Below are 23,849 nucleotides of genomic sequence, written 5' to 3'. Positions count from 1 at the left end.
TATATGAGAGGTTTTTTTTGCCCTCTACATAGGGATTAAAGTTTAGTTGTGTTGTTAAGTGCGCAAGCACTGAGGTTTAGTAGTTAGACCAATGAAAAGCTTTCCTAATCAGGAGAGCTTTTTTTATTAAATTAAATTAAAAAAGCAGTCTCTCGAAAACAAGGACTGCTTCTTTTAAAAAAGTATAATTTTAGAAAATTAATGTGTCTTTTTTACAATAAGTTTATCCATTGTAAAATATAGCGCAGTATTTGCTCCCCATTCGCCAACATCTGTTGTTTCTAAAAAGAATAAAAGATATTTAACTTCTCCAAGGGAAGATAAATCGACTTCATTCCAATTAGTAGAGATAGGAGTTATTCCGTCTCTAAAATCAACGAAATAATGAGTTACTGGAGCTTCGGAAGTTAACTTCATATCTTTGTCCACACCATAAACGTGAAGGGCAAAGTAGTCTCCTTTTTCAAATTTTCTGGCAAATGAATCTCCATTTAATATTCCATAGTATGCCCATGGACTGATTGCAACTTTTGTACTAATTGCTTCATATGTGTTTTCGTTATCTGCTAGTTCTATTGAACAGCTAAACTCAGTGATGTCAATAGGCTGGTTAGGGGTCAAAATTCCGTCTGCAGGCTTGTGGTCTGCAAAAGCTACTAAAAATGGACTTCCAACACTGTCAAAACCTCCTTTTGGCATAGTTCCCCATTGGTTGGCTACCCAATCTCCTGTAGTTTCAAGATGATTTTCGTTGTCTGCCGCATTAGAAACTGTAAAACCAGTCCAAAAATACCAGTCCGGAACGGCAAGATGACTAAATTTAAAAATGCTTGATTGCAAAACAGCATCTTCAGTATATGTATCTGACCAAACTTTTCCTCCGGTAGTTTCAATACCATTTGTCAAATCAAAATCAGATAAATTTAATTTTACATAATCGTTATCTACAACGTTAACTTTGTAAATATATATATTGGTAGGTATTTCATTTACAAATGTTTTTAAAGTGACTTCATATTTCCCCGGTTCATCAAATTTGTGACTTAAAATTGGTTCAGTAGAAATCTGGGTGCTATTTACTGTTGTATCAAACCAATAGAAAAGAGTGTTTGGTGTTTCTATTTCAGGATTGATAGAAAAATCCTGTTCAGAAATAGCGTTGATTTCCCCTTTTTGTTGCGGATAAATGGTAGAATTACCATCATCGCTGCTACACGAAGTCAGAAAAGCAGTAGAGGTTCCTATGAACAAAAATAATACTGCAAAGTGTTTTAGAAAATTTGTTTTCATTATTATTTAGGTTAAAAATTAGTATACTTATTTTCTTGTCGGAATTGTTTCTTGTTTGATATGGAGATCTATTGCACCGGAAACTTCTGTGGAGGTTTCTCCCAGCCACCCGGCTTCTTGATTTAATCCGGTATAAACTTTGATAAAATCAATACCGGGTAAAAATACTTTATTGCCGTTTTGATCCACAGCCCAGGCAATGTCAATTGCTGATTCGTCGTGAGTGTTTGGATAGTTATCTGCATATCCCCATTCAAATTCTTTTAATTGCCAGATACCGTTTGATTCAATTGCGTTATTGGGTAATAATGTTCCTCTATATGTCATGGATTCCTGCGTTATCCACAGCGGATAATAACTTTGAGAATGGAATTGATTTTTAGGTTTCCAGCCTTCATTTCCCTGATTGTCTTTCCATTGGATATATTCCTCTATATTTCCCGTTGTAGCGTCCAGTTCTGCTGTAGGTTTAAAAAAAGTGATTTCATAATTTTTGATGACTTGTGAATTACTGTGTTCGTTGCCGGCAATTTCGTACCATTCATCTTCATCTGGAACTCCGTTTGCGTTTTTGTCAAAAGCTACCATAATAATTCCGGGTTCAGAACTATTTGCAAAAGCATTTCCTAAAATTCTGAAGTCTCTTTTGCCGGGAACGTTTACAATTGTATGGTCAAATCCGAAAGTAACATAGCCGCCAAATCCGCCTAATGAAATCATCGAAGGGTTTTCAGATGCAATTGCTTGTTCAGCTTTTTTACGCATGATTTCACTTGTATCCCCTTCTTCGTATTTAGGCATTTCATTTGTGAATTGACCGTAGGCGGGTAAAAAGTCAAATACTTTGGCAATGTGATATTTGTAGGGCTTTTTTTCTTTATCAACTCGAATAGAAAATTCTTTTTCTACTGTATTGTTACCATCTTTAACATTGATAATTAGGCTATAATTCCCTTCATTAAGAGTTATAAAGTGCAATTTTTCATCTTTGCTTATTAAAGAATCTTTGTTATTGCCGTTTATTCCTGTTATTGTCCATAAAATTTCCGGAGAGTGGAACGATTTTAAATCAGGAATAATAGTCAAAAGTTTGCTGCGATCTATCTGATAGCTGTCTTTGATGCTGATAATGTTATCCGTAGGCTTATCCGGATCGTTAGGTGAAGCAGAACTGTCATCATTTGAGCAACCCGTAATTATAAGGGATGCAATAAATATACCGGATAGTAATTTAAAAGTGTTTTTTTTCATGCTGTTTAATTTATTTTATTTTTTACAAAAGCTAAATGTGCCGGAATATTTCCGGCAAGTGTACTCCATTTATAGGTTCCGTCGGGGGCAAAACAATAGATGTATCCCGAACCTACATAATCTTGAGCATCAGTAATAAATATTTCTTTAGTTTCAGGATTTATGGCGATTCCGTAGGGAATTAAAATTTTTTTATCTGTTCCGTCTGTAATTATTTTATCGGCTATTATCTGGTAATTGTCCGTATTTAATATACCATATGAAATTTCATCTTTACCTGTATTGTGCTTGTAAGATGAAGCATAATAATATAGTTTGTTGTCATCTATCGCCATATTGGAAATGGGGAGATTTAATTGCCTTTTGACAGTATCTGTTATCGGATCAATTACGTATAAGTTGGGGTCTGCAAGGGTATAGTCTCCTCTTGAACTCACATAAATATCTCCATTTCGGGCAACCTTTATTCTATGAAGATTAATACCAACTTCTATTTTTTTAGTTTCGGTAAAAGATTTTAAATCGATTACTGAAACAGTGGTATCATAATTAGGTACGCGATACCCGCCTGAGTTAGCAACATAAAGTTTATTGTTGTAAACTGCCATTTCTTCTGGTTGATACCCTACAGTGACGGTTCTATTTATTTTAAGCGAGAGGGTGTCGATTTCCGCTACAAATCCTTTTTCGGCGTTTGGATCAATTTCTACCGGACCTGAATAAGAACTCACATATACCTTTCCGTTATGGGGAATGAGATAACGGCAGTTTGGTACGTGAATTTGTGCAATGTGCTTGCCAGTATACACATTAAAAACTTCTACAAAGTTAGAAACATTGATTGTAGCATAAGCTTTATTGCCATAAATGAGGATATCATTACCAACATCGCCGAGTTCTTTTGTAATCTGGGGGTTTCTTTCTGAAAATACATCTGTTGTATATGTTCCGTCTTCATAATTGAAATAATCAATTGTAGCGCTATTCATTCCCATATTTCCTTCATTGAGCAAATAAAATCCAATATATTCTTTGCCATCGACAGGTGGGGTAACCTGATTGTTTCCTGATGTGTAAATTACTTCGTCTTTTCTGCATGAAGACAATAGTATTAATGAAGTAAATAGTAATATTAGGTTTCTTAATTTCATAATTCAAAACTTATAGTAAAACGAAAGTTTCTTCCGGGCATTGGAAAGTTGGTGACGACTTCATAATACTGGTTCGCAAGATTGTTGGCTTCTGCAGATACTTTAATCAGGTGTCCATTCCAAACAAATTCTTTTTGCAGCGATACATCATGTGTGTACCAAGGCTGAATTTCGTTGCGTTTAATATTGTTTTTATTGCCGTTATAGCGTTTTCCTACATAAATAAAGCTGTAATTCAGATTCCAGGTTTTATAATTTACATTAACAATAGCAGATCCTGAATGCCAAGGAGCATACGGAATCTGGTCGCCGTAATACGAGGGGTTGCCTTGTGGAGTCTGGCTTAGGTCTTTTGCTACGGTATATTCGTAAGTAATATCAGTATTTAAAATAACATCAGAGAGCAGACTAAGAGAGGTTCCTAGAGTAGTTTCGATACCGTAATTCTCCACTTTTCCAAGATTAGACATCATCCAGCGCATCATGCTGGATGTAGGCGAAGCTATAATTTTATCTGTAATATTAGCGTAATATGTCTCCATGCAAAGATGGAAACCTGTAAAGTGTTTGTTTGTAAGATTCTTGCTGTAATTAAAACCAAAATTTATTTGTCGGGATACTTCTGGCTTTAAATTAGCTGTTCCCAGTTGGGTGTAGTATAAATCATTAAAAGTGGGTAAGCGGAAAATGTGTTTGTAAAAAGCATGCATAATAAAATCTTGATTGTTCCACGGCTTAAAACTTAAAAAAGTAGCGGGAGCAAACACAGATTTGTCCAGAGCTTTATAGTTATTTCTTACTTTTTCATGTGTAAAAGTACCCAAAACATTACCCTGAGCTTTTATTTTTCCCCAATTAGCAGAAACGGCAGCAGCGGTAAGAAAAGTATATCTTTCAGGATAAGTAAATGGCGTTCCCTGTCCTTTGCGAGAAGCATTGAGTTTGTTGTATTGCAAGTCAGTAGAAAGCGAAAATGCCCAAACCGGATTGATTTTATATAGGTGGGCAGCAGAAATATACCAGTCTTGTTGATAAAAAGTATTGTCAAATTGAGGATTATAAGTTACTTCTTCGCCTTCAAATATTACGGTTTTTCGAGACAGATAATGAGTTAGATCATAGGCAAATTTGCCTTTGAGCAAAAACTGATAATGGTCAGAAGCAAATCTTGTCCACTCTGTTTGCAGCATTACATTTTTATCCTGTTGTCGCTCGTTTATATTTTCTGTTTCTAGAGTAATATCACTTTTTTTGATGACAGCTCCGGGCAATCCTCTGTTAGATTGATAATAATATAGATTTGCCTGCCAACTGTTTTTTTCATCTTTACCATACCAGTTGTTTTCTATTCGGTAAGCTTCAATATCGCTGTTTTGTCTATAGCCGATGGTATCATATGCTATTGAGCCATCGAGATTGTGCCGGGTCTGACGGAATTTATATTTTCCGTTAGAGTGGATGTACTCTGCGCTAATGCTGCTGCTTACTTTATCGGTTACTTTATAGTCTGCTTTTACAGAAGGGTTGGAAAGTTGTATGGAGCTTGATTTATATTTGGCAGAGAAGTTGTAGTCTTGTCCGTGTTTAAAGACAGGTTTTTTAGTTTGAATGTAGACAGTTGAAGCTGAAGCAAATTCTTTGGCTGATTGGAGGATGGTACTTCGCTGACCATTGTACAATTTTACTTCTTCCACATTATCTAATGAAAATTTGCCTAAATCAACAACTCCGTTTTGTGCGTTGCCTACTTGTATTCCATTATAGAATACTCCCACGTGGTGTGTTCCCATATTGCGGACATCTACGGTTTTAAGTCCGCCCATTCCTCCGTAATCTTTGATTTTAACTCCTGCAAAATAACGCAGTGCATCTGCGACACTGTAACTGTTTAATCTTTCTAGTTCAGTACCGCTTAGGGTTTGTACCGGAATTAAATCTTTAAAAGCTTCTTTAGCTATAACGATTTCTTCTAAGGCAATGGTGTCGTTGATTGCTTGTGCCCGTAACTGAGTCCCTAAAAAGAGAAATAAAAAAAGTAGATAAAAAGGATAAAAGTTATTCATGACGTTTGTTAGCGCACAAGCTTGGATGCTTGATAGAGTGTAAAATACAAACGCGAATGACCTTTGTCTGCAACCGAATGGTTTTGCGCGTCTTTTGCCTTATACCCGAAAGCATCAAACTGTTATAAATCGGCAGGTATTCTGACTTACTCAACAACAAACGTCCTTCCCGTATTAACAGTGGACAGCAAGGTTTGTTGCTTTTACTTAGAGCTTACAGCAGCGGGTCTGTTCAGGATTTACACCTGATTCCCTTTTTAATAAATTATTATTAACCGATTTATGTGCTGATATTTTACAGGCAAAGATAAATAAAAAAAGTATAAAAGCAGTTTTTGATTGGTTGTTCTGCAATACTTTGTAAACAGTTTAAATCGTGTGAAAAAACTATTTTTCTTTTTCTTTTTGCTGTATATAATAAGAAGGTGGAAATCCCATTTGTTTGATAAATACATCAGAAAAATTTCGACCTCCACTAAAACCTAATTCTTCTGCAATTGCTTTTATTTTGTATGATTTCCAATGCTTGTTCTTCTCAATCATTTCCATAAAATAATTGATCCGAAGAGAATTTATATAATCTAAAAAAGTTTTTCCCTTGTGTTTATTGATGCAATTAGAAAGATAAGTACGATTTGTATTCCATCTTTTAGCCAGTTTTAAAATATCCAGATTGCTTTCAAGATAGAGATGTTGTTCTTCAAATTTTTGAAGCTCATTTAAAATCATTTGTTCAATATCTTTGTTAACTATAACTGAACGGGATTTAGTGACTTTTGTCGGTATAGTTTTCTTTTTGTTGTCATCTTCAACTGTCTTAAGATTGATTCTCGTTTGTCGATCGATTTCCCTTTGTTGTTCCGATGCCTTATATTGTTTGTGATACTCTTTTTTTTTCTTATTGTTATATATCCAAAAATACAAGGAGATAAGAAAGCCAGGAATAGCTATGCATAAAATGACAAACAGTCTATTATTTTTTTGCTTTAAGTTATTTTCCAACCGCTCTTTTTCTGCTTGTAATCCTTCTATATCCAATTTCTTATGTAGAGTACTGCTTAACGATTTATAAGATTTTTGCAGATGAACACTTGCTAAAAGCTGTCGGTTGGTATAATACAACTGTTGTTCTGTATTATTTACATCTTTAAAATATTCAACTAAATAATTATAAGCAGGCAGTACTTCAAAATTAATATAATCGCGTTGTTGAAATAAAAGATCTACTTTTTTAAAATACTCTATCGATTCAGAAATATTATTTACAGCAGTATAGTTAAGTCCCGTATAATAATAAATAACACTTTCGTTCGCATAATCTTCGTTTTTCTGAATGGTGGGAAGAGCTGCTTTTAGTTGTTCAAGACTTTTATTATATTGTTTTTGCTGATAAAGATTCATGCCTAAAACCAGTTCCAGATATCCCCTCTCAAAATTTGCATAGTGCTTTAAGATAGTCACTTCATTAAGTGCTTTTTGTATTAATTTATAGCTATTCTGGTAATTTTGGAGGTAGTATTCACACAAGGCTTCATACCGAATAGAGTTAAAATAACCTCTTTGATTATTATAATCTTTAAAAGCCGAAAAATAATTTCGGGCATCTTTAAAATTATCTTTAGCATCTGCATACTGCTGCATATAAAAGTAAACTTGCCCTATGCTGTAGATACTTTTGTAATATTCGTAAGGAGATTTTTCTTTCTCAATTAGTTTTAATGCGCTTAGTTCATATTCTAACATTTTTGGATAATCCTTTTCTACATAATAAACGGTTGATTTAATTTGAAGAGCTTTAATTTTATTAGCAATATTAGGATATTGCTTGTTTAGAATAAATAAACTATCTGCGTACAAATGCATTTTTGCTACGTTTTTTTCTATAATAGCTTTATAGATATAAGCCTGAAAGAGATGTTCATAGTTATCCTCTTTTTTTGCTTTTTGTAAATAATGATCAACTGTTTTTTGATATAAACTGTCCTGAGATGAGGTGTTTTGAAGTACATTTAAGTAAGCTTCTAGAGAATCATCAATATTATCTTTAGGAGTTATCTTCTGCGCTTTTATATAAAAGCAAGCTAAAAAAAGTAAAATAAGACCCAATTTCGCTTTCATTTTTATCTTTTAAAGAGGGAGAATTTGTGTTTTATATTTTATTTTTAAAAAAATATACTCTGTAAATCAGGTGGTTGTATTTAAACAAGCAACGTATTTACCAATTCGTACTTATATGTTTTTTACAATTGAAAAAAGATGTATAATTTCGGAAAACAGATTAGTTACTAAATCAAACTCGTACTAACGTTATGAAAAAATACATTTTTTTATTTGCTATTATTTCTTTGGTGATTGGCTGCAGTCAGGACAATCAGCTTTCAGAAAGCTATTCTGATACAGCAAATCTACAAAATACCATTTTAAATTCAGTTACATTGAATAATATATGTGAACAGATAATCTTAGAATATGAAAATCAAATTCCAATAGGGACTGTAACTTTGCAGCACAAGATTAATTTGTTAAATAGTATCGCTTTACAAAATAATACTTTCCTAATGCTTAATTTATCTAATTACACAAAAATTACTGCAGAAGAAGCAGGAATATTTTTAACTAATGCAGAGTGGGAATATAATCAGTTGGATATTTCTGAAAAGATGAATTCATATTTAAATATAATTTTAAGTAAAGATTATAGCTTTCTTATGTTGCGCTCTGACATAGATCACGATACATTTTTGACTGATTTAGAAAAAAACACGTTGTTTTTTATTTTAGACAGAGTGAGGGTAGAATTGGGATATCATGATCCAACTTGGGACAAAAGAAATATTGTAGGGATTGTGAAAGGTTATCAAAATAGTCCGGCTCAGGCAGTGTTTAATGCAGCTCTCATCAAAATTTGTCAAGAATAGTGATAGTAAAATACGTAATCAAATTTGATTATAGTTTCAATAAGTTTTATATAGTATAAATTATAAACAATCTTTTTATATATGTATTCCATCTAGAAAAAGAGTTTTTATATTATTTATGTTTGTTTGGTTTGTTTTTTAATCGCACGTGGTATCGCACAAACCACGTGTGATTTTTACTCTTAATCTCTGGTTTTGAGTCTCTAAAAAAAGGAATTAGTTCGAAAACAAATTTAGATAGTTAGGATAAACAAGTGTGGAGATAACTGAAACAATAAATAAACATTTTCATTTTTTTTATCCATAGGCTAGAGATAGAATCATTTTTTGAGGACAATATAATATCAGAAGACTCTAAAAAAAAGAATAAAAACTGTATATAATAAGGTAAATGCACATGAATATATTTACTAAATGTGAATTTTTAAAAACATTTGCTTAAGCATGTTAAAATTTAGTAAATATATTTAATATGGAAAATGAATAAGAAGTTACTGTTTAATTTGTAAAACAGTGTTAATAGATTGTCTTTAGCACTGTTTTTTGTATTTAATTTTTTGTATTTATTCTTAATCTTCTCCTGTTAATTAATTTTATATTAAAGCAAAGTAGGCTACCAAAAGGTAGCCTACTTTATATTTCTAAATATAATATCAGCTTTAATTGATAGCACTTTCTATTTCATCAAGCATCATTTTAAATGACTGAAGACCTCCGCCTGATAAATACCATAATTCAGGATTTAAAAAGATGATTTTATTATTTTTATAAGCATTGGTTTTTTCTATTAATGGATTAGCAAATTGTTTTGATCCGACTGTTTCTCTTTTGATTGCTGCTCCTCTGTCAATGACAAAGAGAATATCCGGGTTTAATTCCTTTATAAATTCATTAGAGACAGGGTGACCATGCGTTGAAACTTCTATATTGCTATCAGCAGGGTGTATGCCAAAGACATCGTGAATAATCCCAAACCGGGAACCTTTTCCATAAGCACTCATGCGACCTTCATTGGTCAAAATAATTAAAGCTTTTTTTTCTGAACCACTTGCTTTTTCTTTTATTTCAGTAATGCGTTCTTCCATGTCTTTTAACACTTGTTCTACTTTCTCTTCTACCTTGTAAAGTTTGCCAATTATTTGCTGGTTATGTTTAAAAGACTCCCAATAATTTTTTGTATCAATGTCAAAATTTATAGTTGGGGCAACTTTACTCATTTCATCATATTTTGCAGCCATTCGTCCACCGATAATAATCAGATCAGGATTGGTGGCATTTACTTTTTCAAGATTAGCTTCTTTGACCGTTCCTACATCTGCAATGCTTTTTTCTTTAGTAAAGTCAGAAAGGTATTCTGGAGTATTGGACGCTGGTATCCCTTTTATATGAGATTGAAGCCCAAGTTCCCGATAAGTGTCTAGTGCTCCGTAATGCAGAATTACAACGTTTTCAGGATTCAGAGTTATATCAGTTGTTCCTGATAAGTGATCAATTGAGATTGCGGTAGTTTCACTATCAGATGTTTGCTCTTTTTTGGTTTTATTGTTGCACGATGATAATGCAACTAGCACAGTTATGGCAACTAAGCCATTTAAAATCGACTTGTTCATAATTAATTATTATTTAAAGTATATACAAAATTTACAATTGTTATGGGAGATGATACTCATATCTAAATCAAAAATATCTTTTAGCTTTTTTTCCTGAATAATCTCTTCGGTAGGACCGTGATATAAAATTTTGTGATTTTTTAATGCAACAATATAATCTGCATAGGATACAGCAAAATTAATATCATGTACCACAATGATTATAGATTTCCCATATTCATTAGCCAGTGTTTTGAGCGTTTTCATAATATCAACGGAATGGCGCAAATCCAGATTATTCAAAGGTTCATCTAACAGAATATAGTCTGTATCCTGAACTAAAAGCATGGCTAAAAAAGCGCGTTGACGTTGTCCGCCACTCAGTTCGTCAAGATAACTGTGCTGTATTTCAGTCAACCGCATAAAATCAAGACTCTCATCTATTTTTTGTTCATCGATGGCTTTGAGGCGTCCTTGAGAATGTGGAAAACGACCAAATGAAACTAGTTCACGTATAGTTAGGCGCACATTAGGGTGATTAGTTTGTTTGAGAATAGAGAGTTTTTTAGCAAATTCTCGATTTGTCATTTCAAAAATGTCTTGATTGAGTAGATTAATTTCTCCTTCATCTTTTTTGACTAGTCGGCTTATAATAGATAAAAGTGTACTTTTTCCTGTTCCATTACCTCCTATTAAGGCGACAATCTTACCTTTTGGAAAACTAACTGAAATATCGTCTAATATGACTTTTTCTCCATATGTTTTGGATACATTTTTGACTTCTATCATGATTTTTTATTCGATTTTAGTAATATATAGATAAAATATATCCCACCAACAAAGTTGATGATGATGCTAATCGTGGTAGACATGTTAAAAAGATGTTCTACCAGATATTGTCCGCCGATTATTACTACAGAAGTTAGTAAACAACATCCAAAAATAAGATGACTGTGTTTTATACTCTTAAAGAGTTCATAGCTCAAGTTGGCAACCAACAATCCAAGAAAGGTAATTGGTCCAACCAAAGCTGTGGATACGGCAACCATAACGGAAATTAGCATTAGGTTATTACGTACCAATTTATTGTAGTTTACCCCCAAACTAATGGCGTTTTCACGGCCTAGGTTTACGACATCAAGTGGGCGGAAATAACGGAATCCCAAAAACATTGCCCCAATTAAAACAACGGTAGCTATTCCGAGGAGGTTTATTTTTATATTTTCAAAACTAGCAAACATAGAAGCTTGTACAACTAAGAATTCATTGGGGTCTAATAATATGGCAATAAACGAAGAAATACTTCTGAAAAGTGTTCCTAACAATAGTCCGACTAGTAATAGGATGTAAATGCTTTTTGTTTCTTTTTTAAATACGAAAATGTACATTATTATAGAAAATAGGAGCATTAAACCAACTGATAAAGCAAAATTGCTACTGCTGGAAAGTACTTGGAAGGTTTTGTCGCCATAGATATATACTAATACAGATTGAATTAATAAGTAAAAACTGTCAAACCCCATTATAGAGGGCGTTAATATGCGATTAGATGAAATAGTTTGAAACACGACAGAAGAATAGGCTATAGCGCATGAAATAAGAATCATTGCCCATATTTTGTATCCTCGTCGCGGTAATACAAAATCTAAATTTTTACCCGTAAAAGTGAACATATATATGCTTATGCACAGTATCAGCAAAGCTGCCATGACAAGGGAAATTTTGTTTTTAAACATATTTCACTTTTTTTAAAACTAATATTAAAAATATAATACCCCCAATAATGCTGACAGTTAGTCCTATTGGAATTTCATAAGGATATATTACAACCCGACTGATCATATCGCAGATTAATAAAAAAATAGCACCTAATAAAGCTGTATAAGGAAGTGTCTTTTTTAAATTATCGCCAAACAAGAGACTAACGATATTTGGAATAATAAGTCCTAAAAATGGAATAACTCCGGCAGTTAAAACAACTACTGTAGCGGTGATAGAAATCAATAAAAGTCCCAGATAAACAATTTGTTTATGATTTAATCCTAAACTTTTTGCCGTATCTTCACCTAAACCAACAATAGTAAATTTGTTAGCATAGATATAGCTGATAATTACTACCGGAATTGCTAAGTATAGTATTTCATAATTACCTTTAATGATATAAGAAAAATCTCCGATAAGCCAGCTCTCCATATTTTGTACAATATTGTATTTGTATGCAAAATAAGTGGCAATAGCGCTAATAATATTACCAAAAACGATTCCGATAAGTGGAACAAAAATCAAGCTTCTATATTTTATTTGAGAAGCAGTTTTTAAAAAAATAATACTTGCAAGAAGTGCAATCGTAAAAGAAAATCCCATTTTAGTAAACATACTTGCTGATGGAAATATAATAATACTAAGAAGAATTCCTAGTTTAGTGGCATCCAGTGTACCCATCGTAGTGGGCGATACAAATTTGTTCAACGCAATCTGTTGTACTATAAGACCAGAAATACTCATTCCAATGCCTGCAATCAAGATGGAAATTAGCCGTGGAATTCGACTAACCGCAATAACTAACATGTCATCTTCGTTTAATTGATGTATATCACTTAATGATATATCCCTTACTCCTATAAAGACCGAAAAGAATGCTAAAATAATTAAAGCAAACAATAGAAAAGGTTTTATATAAAAGGAATTTTTCGTCATATTATCTTTCTTCTGTTTGGTGTGATTTTTTTGATAGACAGCAAACTTACAAAATCCTTTTTTCTATTTAAAATAAATCTAAATAAAAACATACTTTTGACTCTGGTAATTTTATTTTGCTGAATAAAAAACTATTATTTGTTACAGAAATAATTTTTATCTGGGTTTTACTATCTGCCTTATAAAATCTGAAAAATTCCATAAAAGGAGTTTTGATAGTATTAGACAACTTCCCAACTCTCAGAGGTGACAATGGAGCAATGTTTAGAATTACTTGATAAACATGTTACTTTGGAGTATACTCAAAGCACATCATACAGAAGGTATGTTTGCTTAAGTCAATAAAATAAAATTTGTCACTTTTTACTGCTTTAACAACAATGAACAGTAATTATATTTATTGAAGATAAATATCCGCAATTAATAGAACAAAATGCAGAAAGATTCGGATGATCCTGTTGAAAGGAGTATATAATGTGTAAAGAATCTAAAACCAGATTTTTAAATTGACAAAAATAACTTTAACAGCTACACCTACAAATGCAATACAGGTAACAAGTTTGATAAAGGTAGAAGCAAGAAAACCAATTAAAGAACCTGTTGCGGCTTTAAATGCTCTTTTTACATTTTTGATATCAAATAAAAGTTCACCAATTAGTGCACCCACAAAAGGTCCTATCAAAAATCCGAGCGGTACAGGAATGAAAATCCCTATAACAAGTCCTATATTGGTACCCCAGATACCATATTTGCTTCCTCCAAAACGCTTTGTTCCCTGTGCAGGGATAAGGTAATCCAGTACGGAGATGAACAGTGTAATAAATAGCGTAATCAAAAGCATAAAAGAGCTAAATTGAATTTCATCAATTAAAAAAAGGCTCAGTAGCCCTAACCAACTAAGAGGTAAACCTGGTAAAGCAGGTAAAATGCTTCCTATAATTCCGAGAATTAATAAAATAAGGCTGATAAATAACAGGAAATACTCCATCTTTAATTTTTTTGTACTTTTGAGAAATAAAAATACGATATTATTGGATATGAATAAACTAACACTGTTTGTCTTTTTATCGATTGTGATGACTTCCTGCCAGTGGACAGCTAAAAAGCTGCCTGATGAAAACCGTCTTCTAAAGGAAGAAATAGACAAAATAGATTGGACAAAAGTAGATTCGTATCCGAGTGTTGAACAATGTGATTCGCTATTTGATGAAACCGAAAGAAAAAAGTGTTTTTTTGAATTTATAACCCAAAATTTACAAGAAGAATTAAGTTTGGATACACTAATTGGTCGATTTGAACAATTAGATACACTAAAAGTTTTGGTAACCGTACAAGCTGATTCTCGCATACAGCTTGAACTTTATTCTTTTCCTGATAGCCTCAAAACGCAAACTATGACAATAGATAGCTTATTAAAGGCAAAAGAACGCAACTTTCCGGTTGTTCAGCCGGCAATAAAAAGAGGATTACCCGTTAAGTCGCAGTTTCTTGTTCCTTTGATATTGAATCGTCAGCCGCATTGATTTTTTTAACTTTATAAGTCAGTACAAAAATACTTCCGATACTTACCGGAATAACGATGTTTAAAAACCAGATTAGCGTAGCTACCAATATAATTACCCACTGATTTACTCCTAATACAGAAAAAATATAAAGAGCAATACTCCCCTTTACAGCAAATTCCAGAAACTGAAAATTGGGTAGGGAAGAAGCGAGCAGATAAATAGCAGAAATGGCACAAAGTAATTCAAAATAAGGTAACTCTACACCAAAAAGATAGTATAAAATAACGTATTGATGCGTAAAAGAAAGATAGCGAATCAGTGCAAGAAAAATGTTCTTTCGGTGTTTTTTTTTCGGTATTTCGTTTAACAATCTAAAAAGAGTTTGCAGCGAATATCCTTTGATAGAGAAATTTCTTATTCGAAATAACAAAATACCTGTGAACAGAATCAAAATGTAAGTTAGTAAAAGATATAGACTGGGAATCAGGGTGACAAACTGATTGAGAATCGTAATACCTAAAATTCCAAAAGTCAAAGCATAAATTACCTGAATACCGTTGCAAACCAGGTTTAAAAAAATAACCCTACTGGTTTGATTTTTGTCAAAGTACAGCGCTTTTCCCGCATATTCTCCGATACCATTTGGAGTAAAAATGCCAAGCGTCAAAGCACTTAAAACCTGTTCGGCCGCCTCATAAGTACTGACAGGACAAATCAACGAAGCCAGATTTTTCCACTTTAAAATCTCTACGAAGCGGTTTAAAAAAGTAAGCAGCACTAAAAGAAATAAAGCAGGCATATTTTCATTCGTTGTTACTACCTTTAGCAACAAATCAGTGTCTAAATTCGGACTGCTGGACAAGCGGTTATAGATAAAGTAAAAAGCGCCGCATACAACAGATATTTTTATCAGAAGTGTGAGGAATTGCTTAGCTTTGTCAGACAGAAATTTCATGCCTGCAAATTAAAGTATTATTTTGCTGAGGTTTAGGAAAAACGCATCAAAAAGTTATAACATTGACAATAGACAGAGTGATTTTGGGAATTGATCCGGGAACAACGATTATGGGATTCGGATTAATCAGAGTGGTTAATAAAAAAATGCAGTTTATACAGTTAAATGAATTGCAGTTGTCAAAGTATGACGATCATTATACCAAGCTACGCCGTATTTTTGAACGTACGATTGAACTGATAGAAACACATTTGCCTGATGAAATAGCAATAGAAGCTCCTTTTTTTGGAAAAAATGTTCAGTCTATGCTCAAACTGGGTAGAGCGCAGGGTGTGGCGATGGCAGCCGGATTATCACGGGGTATTCCTATTACGGAATATGAACCCAAAAAAATAAAAATGGCAATTACTGGAAACGGAAATGCCAGTAAAGAACAAGTCGCTAAAATGCTTCAACAGCTATTAGAATTAAAAGAATTGCCTAAAAACCTGGATAGTACAGATGGTTTGGCAGCTGCCGTATGCCACTTTTTTAATTCCGGAAAAACGGTTGTGGGTAAAAGCTATTCGGGATGGGAATCTTTTGTAAAACAAAATCAGGAACGGATTAAAAAATAATGGCAGGGATTTACATTCATATTCCGTTTTGCAGACAGGCTTGCCATTATTGCGACTTCCATTTTTCAACCTCTCTGAAAAAGAAAGAACAGTTGCTTGTCTGCCTGAAAAAAGAAATAAATTTGCGAAGAAATGAACTCTTCGGAGAGCCGATAGAAACAATCTACTTTGGAGGAGGAACCCCAAGCATTCTGACGTTTGAAGAAATAAATGATTTGATAGCAGAAGTTTACAGCATTTTTGAGGTTTCAGAAAACCCAGAAATTACGCTTGAAGCGAACCCAGATGACTTAAATCGAGAAACAATCAACAAATTGGCGCTGTCAAAAGTAAATCGGTTGAGTATTGGTGTTCAATCATTTTACGATGAAGATTTGAAAATGATGAATAGAGTCCACAATGCAGAAGAAGCACTGAAATCACTACAATATGCCAGCAAAAAATTTGAAAATATTTCGGCAGATTTGATTTATGGCGTTCCCAATATGAGTGATGAACGTTGGCTGAGCAATGTACAAAAAATGATTAATTTAAATATTCCTCATATTTCGTGTTATGCCTTAACTGTTGAAGAAAAGACCACTCTGAACAGATTGATACAAAAAGGCGTTGTTCCCGCTCCTCAGGAAGAATCAGCCCAGAGACATTTTGTTTTGCTGACACAAGTATTGAAAAAAAACGGATACATTCATTACGAATTATCTAATTTTTCAAAACCCGGCTTTTTTTCCCGAAATAATTCGGCTTACTGGCTGGGTAAAAAATACTTGGGCATAGGACCTTCAGCACATAGTTTTGACGGAAAAAACAGAAGCTGGAATATTGCAAATAACACGCTGTATATAAAAGGAGTTGAGTCAGAGCAATTGGTTTTTGAAACTGAAAAATTAACCCAGTTTGATCGGTATAATGAATATATTATGACCGGACTTCGAACAATCTGGGGGGTTGACCGGAAGGTTGTAGGTGAAAAATTTGGAGAGCAGTTTTTGGATTACCTGGATAAACGAGTAAAGAAATACGTCGAAAAAGAACTGGTCAAACAAGAAGAAAATATTTATATCCTTACTGATGGAGGAAAATTTTTAGGTGATGGAATTTCATCTGATTTATTTTGGTTAGATTTGAAATAAAAAAGTGAAAGCAACTTTAAATATAAACCAACGCGAGTTTGCCATTGACTTAACCCAGCCTATCGATATTTCTATTCCGTTGCGCGGATCGGAAGATAATCCTGTAGCGTGGTATCTCAGTAAGCCGGAGATAGAACCTGTACGTATGGGAGATTGGGTAGGAAAAGTAAGTGAAGGAGAGTCTTCAACTAATTTTAATACTATCATTTTTAATCCGCATGCACACGGTACGCATACAGAATGTTTAGGACATATTACCCGTGATTTTTTTAGTGTCAACCAGCACTTGAAGCAGTTTTTCTTTTTAGCTCAGTTGGTAACTATAACACCTGAGGACCATGAAGATGATAGCATAATAACGTTGAGTCAAATTGAAAGTGTTTGGCAAAGTAACTGTCAGGATGCTTTTGTAATTCGTACTTTATCCAACGAAAACGATAAAAAAAACAGAAAGTATTCTCATACCAATCCGCCTTATCTGTCTGCTGAAGCAGTTGTTTTTTTAAGAGAAAAAGGCATAAAACATCTTTTAGTAGATTTACCCAGCGTGGATAAGGAAAAAGACGAAGGGAAACTTTTGGCACACAAAGCGTTCTGGAACGTACAAGATACACAACATTTAAACAGTGATGCGCGTTTGGATGCAACCATTACCGAAATGATTTATGTTGAAAATAGAGTAACCGACGGATTGTATATTTTAAACCTTCAGATTGCTCCTTTTGAAAACGATGCCTCGCCGAGTAAACCTGTTTTATATAAAATTATGTAATCCATGGAAATAGATGTAGTATACGATTATTGTATTTCAAAAAAAGGAGCGAAAGAAGATTTTCCGTTTGATAAAGATACGTTGACTTTTAAAGTGGGCGGAAAAATATTTACTCTGTTATCCCTTTCAGATTGGGAAGCAGGAAAGCGATCTGTAAATTTGAAGTGTGATCCTGAGCGAGCGGAAGAGCTTAGGGAACGTTATGAAGAAATAATGCCGGGATATCATATGAACAAAAAGCACTGGAATACAGTTTTTTGTAAAAATGCTGTAAATTTTCAGCTTTTAAAAGAATTGATTGACCATTCGTATGATTTGGTTTGGCAAAGTCTGTCTAAAAAAATAAGAAAAGAAATAGAACAAGATTAAAAAAGTTGCCATTTTTGACAACTTTTTCAGAATGAATGTATAAAGTTAAGACGATAAAATAAAGGGAAGAATATCTTTGTTTTTTTCATACTCGTCTTTAAGCAGTTCTTTGAGCTTATCATAGTGAAACATTTGTATAAAAATAGCGCCCTGAGCTCTTAACAGCCGATCTTTTTTGTCAATACCCAGATTTAATTTATAAATATTTTTGACGGACTCTACAAAATACGGATATAAGTTGTATTTTTCGTTGTTGATGTTTTCTATAATGGCACCAAAACAAAAGGCTTCTGGAAACGGTTTTCTGTTTTTTTCGGTATTTTTAATTTCATTTAAACTGGTACAAATCCGGGCAGTGTAATAATCTTCATCTGTAATTTTTTCCACATTCAAAAACTTTACAGCAATATTGAGCAGGGCGTCCATAGAAATACTGTCTTTGGATTGATTTTTTACGATTGCCTTTTGAGTGTATTCTCTTATAATCGGATTAAAAACAGTGTCTTTTGTAAGATTACTGATAAACTTTTTCTGCAATAAAACCGTGTCAGTTATTTTTGCCAGCTCATCATAATCCAGCCGCTGTGAAAAATGAAGCAGTAAATAATCCCAGAACTGCTTTTGACGGTTGATATAATATGCTCCTGTAACTTGAGTGTCTACAGATTTAAAAGTTTGCGATAAGGTAACTTTTCCGTTTGGAAGATCAAATCTGTTTATCTGTATAAGGTTATTGTAATCATCAAATAATTGTACATTGGTTTGGGCTGTACTTTTTATAATTCCAATAGTGAAAATTACAAAAAACGCCACGCATTTTAGAACTAAAAATTTACGCATCTTTTTTAACATCATCTTGAACCTGAATTGTAATTGGTAATGTAAACTGACTTCTGACTACTTTGTCATGGTGTTTGGCAGGAATCCATTTCGGACAGTTTTTCATAATAGAAATAATATTTTGGTTCCCTTGTTCGGATAATTCACTTCTCAAGATATTTATATCATTAACACTTCCATCTTTTTCAATGATAAACTGAACTATAATCGTTGTTTTTTTACCAATGTTTTTTCCTTCAGTAGCTTCATCTATTCTAAAATTATTGATAAAATAATTTTGAAAAGCATCCATTCCGCCTACGTATTCTGCTTGTTTTTCTACTGCGATCAAAGGCTTTTCTTGAACCTGAGTAGTTGCTGTTTTCTTTTCTTGTGCCTGAGTCGAAATAATTCCGGTAAAAATTATTACTACACAGGCAAGTACAATGCTCAAAGCATTTTTTAACGGATTGTTGTTTTTTGAAATCATAATAAATCTTTTTTTAGTTAAGTTAAAATTAAACGAGCTGCTGAGAGACATTTCGTTTTGTTGATAGGTTTGGTGTAATAGAAGCTGTAAATAGTTATCTGCTTCACTTTGGTTGCGTATAATTTGGTTATCGGCTAAAAATTCGTGATTGAGTGCAATTGAATTTTTGAAAAGATAAAACATCGGGTGAAACCAAAACATACATTTCAGCAGTTCTGTCAATAGGATGTCTATCGTGTGCCGTTGATTAACGTGAACCAGTTCGTGGCGAATAATGGTATCCGAAAAATCGATAGCAGTATCTTGTGGTAAATAGATATATTTTCCAAACGTAAAAGGCGTTTTCAAAAAAGGAAGCAATACAAAATGGTATTGATGTTTTTGAACAGATTGTCCTTTTTTGCGCAGTCTGTTTAAATCATAAATTCCCTTACAGAATTTAAAAAAGGCAATGGCAAACCCTACCAAATAAACGAGGTAAAGTAAAGTTTGTAAGGTTAAAAACGGAGAAGATTGAGTTGTTTCTCTCATCGCAGAAGGTGTGATGATAATTTCGTTAATTTCAGATATTTTGCTGTCAAAAACTAGATCAAGACTGTGATTAGGAATCGAAATCAGAGGTAGAATAAGAGAAAAAATCATTGAAAACAACAAGTAAAATCGTTTAAAGCGGTGAATCTTTAAGTCTTCCAGTATCCATTTGTACAATAGATAAGTCAAAATCAGACTGATTGATATTTTGGTCAGGTATAGCAGCATAATTTATTGGTTTTTAAGTTGATTTTCTACTATTTTTTTGAGTTGTTCTAGTTCACTCTTTGTCATGTTGCTTTTTTGGGTAAAAAAAGAAGCAAATTTTAAAGCAGAGTTTCCAAAAAAGTTTTCAACCATTTTGCTTACCTGTTCCGAAAAATAGTCTTCTTTGTTTATCAAAGGTGTATAAGCGCGGGAATTGCCAAAGGTTTTGTAAGTAATAAATCCCTTATCTGCTAATCTTTTAAGCAGGGTTGCCAAAGTGGTTTGCGCCGGTTTTGGCTCGGGATATTTATCCATTAGCTCTTTTGCAAAAGCTTCTTTTAATTCCCAGATGTATTCCATTAATTGTTCTTCTGTCTGTGGTAATTTTATCATGGTCTTACTTTTGTGTGATGTTTTTCTATGCCTAATTCGTAGTGTTTTACGTCTGTGAGTTCTCCTTTTGTATTGTATATAAACCACGAACCAAAATAATACCAGTGAAGTCCGTCACCTACTATTTCCAGCCGGGTTTGTCCGAGAGCAGCAATTGTTCCGTTTTTGTGATATTCCGTAACGTATGCTACCTTATTGTTAAATTGTTCTTTTTTGTAAATTTTTCCGTTTAGCCTGTATCTCCAAGTGCCTTTTTGAAATCCCTTTTGATCATATCTTCCGCGATGAACATCTTTGTCTTTATCAATAGTTGTTTTAAAAACCCATCTTCCTACTTTTTCTCCATATTTTTTTTGATTGACTCTGCAGGAAGTAAAAAGAAGGAGTAGCAATATGATTGTCAGATAGTTTTTTTTCATGATGAAATCTACAATTGAAGATTGTGTTCTACAAATATAGAACAAATGTTGTAATAAACAAATTATTAAAGTAATTTTATTTGAAAACAACTAATTATATTTACAACTGTAATAAATTTACATTGAAAATATATAGCAAGACATCCGATGATTTTTAGCGTATTAGCTTTAGGAAATACAAGCTTAGCAAGTAGAAAAAAAATAATTGAATTAATTAGGCAACAACCGAACTTAATACCGGTTTTATTGGATTTTACTTTTGATCCTAACTGTAAAGTCAAGGTGTTGGCGAGTATTATTTTAGATGATCTGCTACAGGGTAATCCTGTTTTGTTAGATAAATATATAGGGGATTTTGTAGCGAAATTGCCGTTGGCAGAGGACGAAAGCGTTAAGCGATTGACAAGTAAAATGGCTGTTTTGCTGTTTGAAAAGAGAAAAGAGTTATTTGATGAAGCTTTAGTAGAACAACTTTGGAATCAAAGTTTAGTTTGGTTAACGTCTAATACCAAGGTGGCCACTGAAGCTAATGCTATGCATCTTGTTATGGTGCTGTATAAAAGATATCCGGAACAAGCCCGATTAATTGCAGAATTAATTGAGGTAAACTTTGCTAAAAAAACGCCTGCTTATCAAAGTAAAGCACGTAAATTACTGAAAGTAATCAATAAGGAATAAATAACCTCGGATTGAGGTTAGAAAATGCGGGTTATCTACCCGCATTTTTTGTTTATTTAGCCATGAATGTGTTCTTTTGTTCCGTAACTTTGAATAAGATTTCCTTCAAATTCCAACCATTCTTTCCAGCGTTTGTCTACGTCTACGCGCTCGCTGTATTTTTTTGCAAATTTTAAAAAAGTAGTATAATGATTGGCTTCAGACACCATTAAATCATAGTAAAACTTAGAAAGTTCATCGTCTTGAATGTTCTGTGATAAAACGCGAAAACGCTCGCAGCTTCTTGCTTCGATCATCGCGGCAAAGAGAAGCCGGTCAATGAAAGCATCATTTCTGCTCCCATCTTTTTTACAGAATTTATATAATTGATTAACATAATCATCTTTGCGTTCACGCCCTAAGGTATAGCCTCTTTTCTTAATGATATCGTGAACCATTTTAAAATGTTCCATTTCTTCAATGGCTATTGCTGTTAATTCAGTTACTAGATCTTCGTGTTCCGAATTATTTGTAATTAAGGTAATAGCATTAGTTGCTGCTTTTTGCTCGCACCAACAATGATCAGTCAAGATTTCTTCAATATTCGATTCCGCAATATTAGCCCATCTTGGATCAGTTAAAAGTTTAAGTCCTAACATAATTCCTTTTCGTTTGCAGCAAAAATACTAAATATAATACAGATTAAAAATGATGGAGCAATACTGTTGTAGAAACTGTATTTTTGCGTTATGGAGAATTCATTTAAAGGAAAGAAAATACTGGTTATTGGCCAGGTCTGGCCAGAATCGAGATCATCTGCAGCAGGCAAGCGAATGTTGCAGCTGTTAGAGGTTTTTCAGTTGTGGGAAATGAAAATCTATTTTGGTTCAACGGCTCAAAAGTCTTCTTATAGTGATGATTTGACACCTTTTGAAGTCGTAGAACTTCAGGTTTTTCTCAATGACGAGCGTACTGATAGAATGTTAGCCGATTTACAGCCCGATTGGGTCATGTATGACCGCTTTATGATGGAAGAACAATTTGGATGGAGGGTCAGCAAACAATGTCCAAATGCTTTAACTATACTCGATACAGAAGATTTACACTTTCTGCGATATGCGCGTCAAGAGTTATATAAAAAAGAGGAGGGAGTGTTAGAAGATTATTTGTATCGTGACAGAACAAAACGAGAACTAGGTAGTATTATGCGATGTGATTTGACGCTGTTGATTTCTAGTTTCGAATTTCATCTGTTGACTGAAACTTTTCAACTACCCGCGGAAGGCCTATTTGTTTTGCCTTTTTTAGAAGAAGAAATAACAACAGAACAACAAGAGAACTGGTTGACCTTCGAAGAAAAAGAAGATTTTGTCTTTATCGGAAACTTTATACACGAACCCAATTGGCAAACTGTGTTGCAATTAAAGACCGTTATTTGGCCTGTTTTGCGCAAGCGATTACCTAAAGCAAAATTGCATATTTATGGAGCCTATCCCTCGGCTAAAGTGTTACAGCTACACAAGGAGCAAGAAAATTTCTTCATTCACGGTAGAGCAGAAGATGCTTTGACAGTAATTGCAAAAGCCCGAGTGCTGTTGGCTCCTATTCCTTTTGGTGCAGGAATTAAAGGGAAGTTTATTGATGCCATGCGCGTTGGCACACCCAACGTAACCACTAAGGTTGGCATCGAAGCCATGGCCACTTCGGAAGAATGGTGTGGATTTTGTGCGGATGAAGTAGAGGAATTTGTTTCAAAAGCAGTAGAACTTTATCAAGATGAAGCCCTTTGGAAAGTCAAACAACAAAAAGGAATCGATTTAATTGAAAAGTATTATAGCAAAACACACTATACGGCTGCATTTAAAAAGAAAATAATTAATTTGGATGCGATGTTAGAACAGTACCGCAAGACCCATTTTTTAAAAGAAGTATTCAAACACCACAGTGCACAAAGTACAAAGTATATGGCTCTTTGGATTGAAGAAAAAAATAAACATAAAAAAAGCGAGTAAAAATCTTTACT

General features: G+C 33.5%; 24 protein-coding genes and 1 riboswitch. Of the genes, 8 read left to right on the top strand and 16 right to left on the bottom strand.

Going from position 1 to position 23,849, the window contains the following annotated elements; genetic code table 11:
* Positions 1 to 198 precede the first annotated feature (198 nt).
* From C8P70_RS04230 to C8P70_RS04210, 5 genes are all read right to left on the bottom strand, one after another.
* Positions 199 to 1,290, bottom strand: coding sequence for a DUF4465 domain-containing protein (locus C8P70_RS04230; protein WP_133712097.1), 1,092 nt, complete (start codon positions 1,288 to 1,290; stop codon positions 199 to 201).
* A gap of 27 nt (positions 1,291 to 1,317) precedes the next feature.
* A complete protein-coding gene (locus C8P70_RS04225; protein ID WP_133712096.1) occupies positions 1,318 to 2,541 on the bottom strand; it encodes a cell surface protein in 1,224 nt (407 codons plus the stop codon).
* Positions 2,542 to 2,546: 5 nt separating this feature from the next.
* On the bottom strand, positions 2,547 to 3,692 hold the full coding sequence (locus C8P70_RS04220; RefSeq protein ID WP_133712095.1) for a YncE family protein: 1,146 nt from the start codon (positions 3,690 to 3,692) through the stop codon (positions 2,547 to 2,549).
* On the bottom strand, positions 3,689 to 5,755 hold the full coding sequence (locus C8P70_RS04215; protein ID WP_133712094.1) for a TonB-dependent receptor: 2,067 nt from the start codon (positions 5,753 to 5,755) through the stop codon (positions 3,689 to 3,691). Before C8P70_RS04215 ends, C8P70_RS04220 begins: the two co-directional genes overlap by 4 nt.
* Before the next feature lie 114 nt (positions 5,756 to 5,869).
* Positions 5,870 to 6,050, bottom strand: a riboswitch (cobalamin riboswitch).
* Positions 6,051 to 6,142: 92 nt separating this feature from the next.
* Entirely contained in the window at positions 6,143 to 7,873 is a 1,731-nt protein-coding gene (locus tag C8P70_RS04210) for a helix-turn-helix domain-containing protein (protein WP_133712093.1), read from the bottom strand.
* Positions 7,874 to 8,064: 191 nt separating this feature from the next.
* Between C8P70_RS04210 and C8P70_RS04205 the strand changes: the two genes are divergently transcribed.
* Positions 8,065 to 8,673, top strand: a complete 609-nt coding sequence (locus C8P70_RS04205; protein WP_133712092.1) for a hypothetical protein — start codon at positions 8,065 to 8,067, stop codon at positions 8,671 to 8,673.
* A gap of 659 nt (positions 8,674 to 9,332) precedes the next feature.
* On the opposite strand, the gene C8P70_RS04200 is transcribed toward C8P70_RS04205, so the two are convergent.
* From C8P70_RS04200 to C8P70_RS04180, 5 genes are all read right to left on the bottom strand, one after another.
* On the bottom strand, positions 9,333 to 10,283 hold the full coding sequence (locus tag C8P70_RS04200) for a siderophore ABC transporter substrate-binding protein (protein ID WP_133712091.1): 951 nt from the start codon (positions 10,281 to 10,283) through the stop codon (positions 9,333 to 9,335).
* A 9-nt stretch (positions 10,284 to 10,292) separates the two neighbouring features.
* Positions 10,293 to 11,051 (bottom strand): iron ABC transporter ATP-binding protein, encoded by a 759-nt coding sequence (locus C8P70_RS04195; RefSeq protein ID WP_133712090.1) that lies wholly within the window; start codon positions 11,049 to 11,051, stop codon positions 10,293 to 10,295.
* The gene (locus C8P70_RS04190) at positions 11,048 to 11,998 is read right to left on the bottom strand and encodes an iron chelate uptake ABC transporter family permease subunit (protein ID WP_133712089.1); all 951 of its coding nucleotides are present in this window, start codon (positions 11,996 to 11,998) and stop codon (positions 11,048 to 11,050) included. Before C8P70_RS04190 ends, C8P70_RS04195 begins: the two co-directional genes overlap by 4 nt.
* Complete coding sequence (locus tag C8P70_RS04185; protein WP_133712088.1) at positions 11,991 to 12,959, bottom strand: ABC transporter permease; 969 nt, start codon at positions 12,957 to 12,959, stop codon at positions 11,991 to 11,993. Before C8P70_RS04185 ends, C8P70_RS04190 begins: the two co-directional genes overlap by 8 nt.
* A gap of 487 nt (positions 12,960 to 13,446) precedes the next feature.
* Positions 13,447 to 13,947 carry a DUF456 domain-containing protein gene (locus C8P70_RS04180; RefSeq protein WP_133712087.1) on the bottom strand — a complete coding sequence of 167 codons (501 nt, stop codon included), beginning with the start codon at positions 13,945 to 13,947 and terminating at the stop codon, positions 13,447 to 13,449.
* Between the two features lie 49 nt (positions 13,948 to 13,996).
* On the opposite strand from C8P70_RS04180, the gene C8P70_RS04175 reads away from it, so the two are divergent.
* Positions 13,997 to 14,482: a hypothetical protein gene (locus C8P70_RS04175; RefSeq protein ID WP_133712086.1), complete on the top strand. Its 486-nt coding sequence runs from the start codon at positions 13,997 to 13,999 to the stop codon at positions 14,480 to 14,482.
* Here the strand turns inward: C8P70_RS04175 and C8P70_RS04170 are convergent.
* Positions 14,433 to 15,419 carry a hypothetical protein gene (locus C8P70_RS04170; RefSeq protein WP_133712085.1) on the bottom strand — a complete coding sequence of 329 codons (987 nt, stop codon included), beginning with the start codon at positions 15,417 to 15,419 and terminating at the stop codon, positions 14,433 to 14,435. The two genes, C8P70_RS04175 and C8P70_RS04170, sit on opposite strands and share 50 nt — an antisense overlap.
* 62 nt (positions 15,420 to 15,481) lie before the next feature.
* Here C8P70_RS04170 and ruvC point away from each other — a divergent pair, with 62 nt between their 5' ends.
* From ruvC to C8P70_RS04150, 4 genes are read left to right on the top strand one after another with little or no spacing between them, the layout of a single operon-like run.
* Positions 15,482 to 16,036, top strand: a complete 555-nt coding sequence (gene ruvC, locus C8P70_RS04165) for a crossover junction endodeoxyribonuclease RuvC (protein WP_133712084.1) — start codon at positions 15,482 to 15,484, stop codon at positions 16,034 to 16,036.
* Positions 16,036 to 17,169 (top strand): radical SAM family heme chaperone HemW, encoded by a 1,134-nt coding sequence (hemW, locus tag C8P70_RS04160; protein WP_133712083.1) that lies wholly within the window; start codon positions 16,036 to 16,038, stop codon positions 17,167 to 17,169. The genes ruvC and hemW overlap by 1 nt, the downstream gene beginning before the upstream one ends.
* Positions 17,170 to 17,173: 4 nt before the next feature.
* Entirely contained in the window at positions 17,174 to 17,941 is a 768-nt protein-coding gene (locus C8P70_RS04155; RefSeq protein WP_133712082.1) for a cyclase family protein, read from the top strand.
* Positions 17,942 to 17,944: 3 nt separating this feature from the next.
* Entirely contained in the window at positions 17,945 to 18,310 is a 366-nt protein-coding gene (locus tag C8P70_RS04150; RefSeq protein WP_133712081.1) for an MmcQ/YjbR family DNA-binding protein, read from the top strand.
* Positions 18,311 to 18,355: 45 nt separating this feature from the next.
* On the opposite strand, the gene C8P70_RS04145 is transcribed toward C8P70_RS04150, so the two are convergent.
* From C8P70_RS04145 to C8P70_RS04130, 4 genes are read right to left on the bottom strand one after another with little or no spacing between them, the layout of a single operon-like run.
* A complete protein-coding gene (locus C8P70_RS04145) occupies positions 18,356 to 19,150 on the bottom strand; it encodes a hypothetical protein (protein WP_133712080.1) in 795 nt (264 codons plus the stop codon).
* Positions 19,143 to 20,378, bottom strand: a complete 1,236-nt coding sequence (locus tag C8P70_RS04140) for a M56 family metallopeptidase (RefSeq protein ID WP_133712079.1) — start codon at positions 20,376 to 20,378, stop codon at positions 19,143 to 19,145. The genes C8P70_RS04145 and C8P70_RS04140 overlap by 8 nt, the downstream gene beginning before the upstream one ends.
* Positions 20,379 to 20,381: 3 nt before the next feature.
* A complete protein-coding gene (locus C8P70_RS04135) occupies positions 20,382 to 20,750 on the bottom strand; it encodes a BlaI/MecI/CopY family transcriptional regulator (protein WP_133712078.1) in 369 nt (122 codons plus the stop codon).
* Positions 20,747 to 21,169: a hypothetical protein gene (locus tag C8P70_RS04130; protein ID WP_133712077.1), complete on the bottom strand. Its 423-nt coding sequence runs from the start codon at positions 21,167 to 21,169 to the stop codon at positions 20,747 to 20,749. The genes C8P70_RS04135 and C8P70_RS04130 overlap by 4 nt, the downstream gene beginning before the upstream one ends.
* Positions 21,170 to 21,316: 147 nt before the next feature.
* Here C8P70_RS04130 and C8P70_RS04125 point away from each other — a divergent pair, with 147 nt between their 5' ends.
* A complete protein-coding gene (locus tag C8P70_RS04125; protein WP_133712076.1) occupies positions 21,317 to 21,847 on the top strand; it encodes a hypothetical protein in 531 nt (176 codons plus the stop codon).
* A gap of 56 nt (positions 21,848 to 21,903) precedes the next feature.
* On the opposite strand, the gene miaE is transcribed toward C8P70_RS04125, so the two are convergent.
* Positions 21,904 to 22,485, bottom strand: a complete 582-nt coding sequence (gene miaE / locus C8P70_RS04120; protein WP_133712075.1) for a tRNA-(ms[2]io[6]A)-hydroxylase — start codon at positions 22,483 to 22,485, stop codon at positions 21,904 to 21,906.
* A 90-nt stretch (positions 22,486 to 22,575) separates the two neighbouring features.
* On the opposite strand from miaE, the gene C8P70_RS04115 reads away from it, so the two are divergent.
* Complete coding sequence (locus C8P70_RS04115) at positions 22,576 to 23,838, top strand: glycosyltransferase (protein ID WP_133712074.1); 1,263 nt, start codon at positions 22,576 to 22,578, stop codon at positions 23,836 to 23,838.
* Positions 23,839 to 23,849 lie beyond the last annotated feature (11 nt).

The organism is Myroides indicus (assembly GCF_004364575.1).
In the GTDB taxonomy this organism is placed as follows: domain Bacteria; phylum Bacteroidota; class Bacteroidia; order Flavobacteriales; family Flavobacteriaceae; genus Flavobacterium; species Flavobacterium indicum_A.
Note: the sequence above shows the minus strand (reverse complement) of the source record. Positions and strands in the feature narration are given on the sequence as shown.

Excerpts from the sequence above, each read along its gene's own strand:
- C8P70_RS04130 (WP_133712077.1), bottom strand. The coding sequence starts at position 21,169 with ATGAAAAAAAACTATCTGACAATCATATTGCTACTCCTTCTTTTTACT.
- C8P70_RS04205 (WP_133712092.1), top strand. The coding sequence starts at position 8,065 with ATGAAAAAATACATTTTTTTATTTGCTATTATTTCTTTGGTGATTGGC.
- C8P70_RS04125 (WP_133712076.1), top strand. The coding sequence starts at position 21,317 with ATGATTTTTAGCGTATTAGCTTTAGGAAATACAAGCTTAGCAAGTAGA.
- C8P70_RS04225 (WP_133712096.1), bottom strand. The coding sequence starts at position 2,541 with ATGAAAAAAAACACTTTTAAATTACTATCCGGTATATTTATTGCATCC.
- C8P70_RS04185 (WP_133712088.1), bottom strand. The coding sequence starts at position 12,959 with ATGACGAAAAATTCCTTTTATATAAAACCTTTTCTATTGTTTGCTTTA.
- miaE (WP_133712075.1), bottom strand. The coding sequence starts at position 22,485 with ATGTTAGGACTTAAACTTTTAACTGATCCAAGATGGGCTAATATTGCG.
- C8P70_RS04145 (WP_133712080.1), bottom strand. The coding sequence starts at position 19,150 with ATGCGTAAATTTTTAGTTCTAAAATGCGTGGCGTTTTTTGTAATTTTC.
- C8P70_RS04175 (WP_133712086.1), top strand. The coding sequence starts at position 13,997 with ATGAATAAACTAACACTGTTTGTCTTTTTATCGATTGTGATGACTTCC.
- C8P70_RS04190 (WP_133712089.1), bottom strand. The coding sequence starts at position 11,998 with ATGTTTAAAAACAAAATTTCCCTTGTCATGGCAGCTTTGCTGATACTG.
- C8P70_RS04215 (WP_133712094.1), bottom strand. The coding sequence starts at position 5,755 with ATGAATAACTTTTATCCTTTTTATCTACTTTTTTTATTTCTCTTTTTA.
- hemW (WP_133712083.1), top strand. The coding sequence starts at position 16,036 with ATGGCAGGGATTTACATTCATATTCCGTTTTGCAGACAGGCTTGCCAT.
- C8P70_RS04195 (WP_133712090.1), bottom strand. The coding sequence starts at position 11,051 with ATGATAGAAGTCAAAAATGTATCCAAAACATATGGAGAAAAAGTCATA.
- C8P70_RS04115 (WP_133712074.1), top strand. The coding sequence starts at position 22,576 with ATGGAGAATTCATTTAAAGGAAAGAAAATACTGGTTATTGGCCAGGTC.
- C8P70_RS04135 (WP_133712078.1), bottom strand. The coding sequence starts at position 20,750 with ATGATAAAATTACCACAGACAGAAGAACAATTAATGGAATACATCTGG.
- C8P70_RS04230 (WP_133712097.1), bottom strand. The coding sequence starts at position 1,290 with ATGAAAACAAATTTTCTAAAACACTTTGCAGTATTATTTTTGTTCATA.
- C8P70_RS04140 (WP_133712079.1), bottom strand. The coding sequence starts at position 20,378 with ATGCTGCTATACCTGACCAAAATATCAATCAGTCTGATTTTGACTTAT.
- C8P70_RS04170 (WP_133712085.1), bottom strand. The coding sequence starts at position 15,419 with ATGAAATTTCTGTCTGACAAAGCTAAGCAATTCCTCACACTTCTGATA.
- C8P70_RS04210 (WP_133712093.1), bottom strand. The coding sequence starts at position 7,873 with ATGAAAGCGAAATTGGGTCTTATTTTACTTTTTTTAGCTTGCTTTTAT.
- C8P70_RS04200 (WP_133712091.1), bottom strand. The coding sequence starts at position 10,283 with ATGAACAAGTCGATTTTAAATGGCTTAGTTGCCATAACTGTGCTAGTT.
- C8P70_RS04150 (WP_133712081.1), top strand. The coding sequence starts at position 17,945 with ATGGAAATAGATGTAGTATACGATTATTGTATTTCAAAAAAAGGAGCG.
- C8P70_RS04180 (WP_133712087.1), bottom strand. The coding sequence starts at position 13,947 with ATGGAGTATTTCCTGTTATTTATCAGCCTTATTTTATTAATTCTCGGA.
- C8P70_RS04220 (WP_133712095.1), bottom strand. The coding sequence starts at position 3,692 with ATGAAATTAAGAAACCTAATATTACTATTTACTTCATTAATACTATTG.